This is a genomic window from Streptomyces torulosus (assembly GCF_001419765.1).
Lineage (GTDB): Bacteria > Actinomycetota > Actinomycetes > Streptomycetales > Streptomycetaceae > Streptomyces > Streptomyces torulosus.
Genome location: NZ_LIRK01000279.1, coordinates 1 through 3,299, shown reverse-complemented (window position 1 = coordinate 3,299; position 3,299 = coordinate 1). Strand labels below are relative to the sequence as shown.

Annotated in this window: 4 protein-coding genes; all 4 read right to left on the bottom strand. The window is 68.2% G+C overall.

Going from position 1 to position 3,299, the window contains the following annotated elements; translation table 11 throughout:
- The coding region (locus tag AOK23_RS20165; protein ID WP_206336245.1) for a nitrate- and nitrite sensing domain-containing protein at window positions 1-1,422 on the bottom strand (1,422 nt) is incomplete at its 3' end.
- Window positions 1,423-1,821: 399 nt separating this feature from the next.
- Window positions 1,822-2,397 carry a GTP-binding protein gene (locus AOK23_RS20160; RefSeq protein ID WP_055714096.1) on the bottom strand — a complete coding sequence of 192 codons (576 nt, stop codon included), beginning with the start codon at window positions 2,395-2,397 and terminating at the stop codon, window positions 1,822-1,824.
- Window positions 2,378-2,776 (bottom strand): DUF742 domain-containing protein, encoded by a 399-nt coding sequence (locus AOK23_RS20155; RefSeq protein WP_009314205.1) that lies wholly within the window; start codon window positions 2,774-2,776, stop codon window positions 2,378-2,380. Before AOK23_RS20155 ends, AOK23_RS20160 begins: the two co-directional genes overlap by 20 nt.
- A 111-nt stretch (window positions 2,777-2,887) precedes the next feature.
- Window positions 2,888-3,299: roadblock/LC7 domain-containing protein (locus AOK23_RS20150; protein ID WP_063791368.1), on the bottom strand; the 412-nt coding region annotated here is incomplete at its 5' end.

The window sequence follows — 3,299 nt, the reverse complement described above, 5'->3', positions numbered from 1 at the left end:
GGCCTGCTCGGCGGCGAGCCGGACGGCCTCGCGGTGGACCTGGTCGAACGCGCGGGCGACCTCGCCGATCTCGTCCGTGGTGGTGATCGGGATCGGCGCCACCCGCGTGTCGACCCGGCCCGGGTCGGTGCGCGAGAGCTGGTCGACCAGCATCGGCAGGCGCTGCTCGGCGATGCCGAAGGCGGCGTTGCGCAGCTGGCGCATCGAGCGGCTCATCTGGCGGGCCATGATCCCGGCGATGATGAACGCGGCGAGCAGGGCGACCACGACGATCGCGCCGTTGATGTAGGCGTCGCGCTGGGCGTCGGAGGCGATCGTGCCGGCCTCGTCCACCGCGCGGTTGATCAGCTCGGTCTCGACCTCGCTGTACCCCTCGAACTTGAGGGTGGAGGCGGCCATCCAGGTGGCCGGGGTGATGCCCTGGGCCTTCAGCTCGTCGGGCGACCGCCCGCTGCCTATCGCCTCGATCATCTTCAGCATGGAGGAGGGCGGCGGGGTGAAGTTCTGCCCCTTGGCCTTGGCCGCGGCCGCGGCGTCGGTGACCTGCTTCTTCCCCTCCTCCTCCTTCTGCTCGAGGACCTGCTGGAGCCGGGCGGCGTCCGCCTCGGTACCACCGGAGACGTACTCCTGGATGGCGACGTTCTCGAGGTAGGCGTACGAGGTGAACGCGGTGACCTGCCGACGGAAGGTCGCCTGGTCCTCGCTGGGGCGGATCAGCAGGTGCATGCCGATGGCGCGCTGCAGCGAGGAGGCACCCTTGGCGAGGGCGATCGCGTAGACGGTGCGGCCGTAGGCGGTGACGTTGCCGGTGCCGAGGCCGAGCTCGTTGGAGAACTCCATCAGCAGGTGCTCGACGGCGACGTAGCCCTCTTCGGTCTGCACCGGGTCGGCGGCGCGGGTGAACGCGGTCTGCCGGATCTTGTCGAGCTGCGGCTCTGCCTCCTCGACCAGGCGGAGGCGGCGCTCCAGGCCCTGGCCGTCGGGCATCCCCACGACCTCGGTGTGGAAGGCGTCGGCCTTCTCGTCGGTGAAGGCGCGGGCGTCCTTGACGATGTCGCTGTCCCGCTTGCCCTGGAGCAGCGGCTCGGCGGAGAGGTCGCGCTCATTGAGCAGGGCCTCGGCGTACGCGCCGGCGGCGGCCACGATCTTGGCCACCTTCTCGGCGTCGCGGGCCTCCTGCCAGGTGTTGATCGACCCCTTGACCTGGAAGCCGCCCATGACGAGGCCGACCAGCACGGGGATGAGCAGGATCGCGTTCAGACGGGTGGGCACCCGCCAGTTGCGAGGGGAGAGACGACTTCCGCTGGGCGCGGGAGCTGCCGTCGGCTCCGGTCCGGTCACTTGTGCGGGTGCCGCTCCGCGCGGCGGCGGGGTGAAGTTGCCCCGCGCCGACGGCTCGGGACCTTTCTTGCTTCGCCTCACTCGACCAACAACCTCTCGGCGCCGGCACCTACGTCGTGCCGCGGGTGACTCCACGCCCTAGTACGTCTTTGACTATTGGGCAGTTCAGGCATTCCAGCACGTCACGTTGCGCAGTTCCAAACACTGGGAGGCAACGATTCCGCGTGATGTAAGTCCCAGATAAAACGGTCATACAGAGCGAGCCCCGGCAAAAAGCGGGGCCATTGTGAGCGCAGCGGTACTGATCGACCGCGACGCGTGGTCGTACCACCCTATTTCTCTGTCGAAACGTTATGAACACCGACGCCGACCGTGTCAAACGACACAGTCGGCATCGGTGTATCTACGACAACTGCCGTATGAAGTTGTGGACTTGATCAGTATTTTGGGCCCGGGTGCGGTGTTTTCCGCGCCGTGTCCCTAGCGCAGGCGGGCCATGAGGGCGTGCTCGACAAGCGTGATCAGCGCACTCTTGGCGTCTGCGCGGTGACGGGCGTCGGTCGTGATGATCGGGGTGTCGGGTCCGATCTGCAGCGCCTCGCGCACCTCGTCCGGGGTGTACGGCTGCTGACCGTCGAATCCGTTGAGCGCGATGACGAACGGCAGCCCGCTGTTCTCGAAGTAGTCGACCGCGGGGAAGCAGTCGGCGAGACGGCGGGTGTCCACCAGGACCACGGCGCCGATGGCACCGCGGACCAGGTCGTCCCACATGAACCAGAAGCGGTCCTGGCCGGGCGTGCCGAACAGGTACAGGATCAGGTCCTGGTCGAGCGTGATACGTCCGAAGTCCATGGCCACCGTGGTGGTGGTCTTGTCCCCGGTGTGGGTCAGATCGTCGATACCCGCGGACGCGGAGGTCATGACGGCCTCGGTGCGCAGCGGGTTGATCTCGGAGACGGCACCCACGAACGTGGTCTTGCCGACGCCGAAGCCACCGGCCACCACGATCTTCGCGGAGGTCGTGGCCCGACCCTGTTCAGAGCTTGCGAAGTCCACTGAGCACCCTTTCGAGCAGTGTCACGTCCGGCGCGCCACCGGCGTTCTCGTCGCCACCGGGCTGGTGGATCGCGACGAGTCCGGCCTCCGCGAGGTCCGCGACGAGGATCCGTGCCACACCGAGCGGCATGGACAGCAGGGCCGACACCTCGGCCACCGACTTGACCTCGTGGCACAGGTGGCAGATCCGCTGGTGCTCGGGAAGCAGCCCCATCAGGTGCGCGGGGTCTGCCGTCGTGCTGATCAGCGCCTCGAGGGCGAGCTGGTAACGCGGCCGCGTCCGGCCACCGGTCATGGCGTACGGCCGAACCAGCGGCTGGTCGCCCTCGTCTCCGTACGGCTCTGCGTACGGATCGTGAGGAGCGGTGGGCGGGGTCATTGATCCTCCGAGCGGGACAGCAAGTCGGTCAGTCGTGCCGTCTGACGGGGGCCGGTGGGGGGACTGTGTCGGCCGGACGGTGATGTGGTGAGTTCTGTGGATCCGCAGGCGTCAGTGGAGCAGACTGCCTTGGAGTTCGGCGCGCAGGTCGGGTGTGAGCACCGCGCCCGCACGGTCGACGAGCAGCGCCATCTCGTAGCCGACGAGGCCGATGTCGCACTCGGGGTGGGCCAGGACGGCCAACGACGAGCCGTCCGAGACGGACATGAGGAAGAGGAAGCCGCGCTCCATCTCCACGACTGTCTGGGCCACGTTCCCGCCCTCGAAGATCCGGGACGCCCCGGCCGTGAGCGACGTGAGCCCGGAGGCGACGGCGGCGAGCTGGTCGGCGCGGTCGCGCGGGAACCCTTCCGACATCGCCAGGAGGAGACCGTCGGCGGACACGACGACGGTGTGGGACACCCCGGGGGTGTTGTCCACGAAGTTGGTGATCAACCAGTTGAGGTTCTGTGCCGCCTGGCTC